1 protein-coding gene is annotated in these 557 nt (G+C 59.4%); it reads right to left on the reverse strand.

What is annotated here, in order from left to right:
- Nucleotides 1-396, reverse strand: a 396-nt coding sequence (gene rplI, locus EOA22_RS36660) for a 50S ribosomal protein L9 (protein ID WP_127390764.1), incomplete at its 3' end; no start/stop codon positions are given.
- Nucleotides 397-557 lie beyond the last annotated feature (161 nt).

The raw sequence follows: 557 nt of genomic DNA on the forward strand, positions 1-557 counted from the left end.
CAGCGCGATCGCCACATTGGTGACACCGATGGTCTTGATCGGCTGGTTGAGCAGGATCTGGTTGCGGTTGATCGAAAAACCTTCCGCCGTCAGCAGATCGGCGATGTCGCGGGTCGAAACGGAACCGTAAAGCTGACCGGTTTCGCCGGCGGAGCGAACGGCGATGAAGCTCTTGCCGTCGAGCTTTTCAGCGACCTGGGCCGCTTCCGACTTGCGCTCGAGGTTGCGGGCTTCAAGCTGGGCGCGCTGGCCTTCGAACTTCTTCTTGTTGGCTTCGTTGGCGCGCAGCGCCTTGCCCTGCGGCAGCAGGAAGTTACGGGCGAAGCAGTCCTTGACCTTGACGGTATCGCCCATCTGGCCGAGGCGGGAAACGCGTTCGAGAAGAATGACGTCCATGGATTTGTTCCTTTGGTTGGACGCCAATCGATCGATGAGATCGGCGCCGAATGTCTTGGGAACAGGTCAGGAAGCTTGAGCGCCTTTGGCGCTGGTGTCGCTGTCCTGCCTGTGCGGCAGTTAGAGGTTTTGACCTCAACCCGGGATTTGATGTTCAACCC

Origin of the sequence: Mesorhizobium sp. M7A.F.Ca.US.014.04.1.1 (assembly GCF_003998745.1) — a bacterium.
In the GTDB taxonomy this organism is placed as follows: Bacteria; Pseudomonadota; Alphaproteobacteria; order Rhizobiales; family Rhizobiaceae; genus Mesorhizobium; species Mesorhizobium ciceri.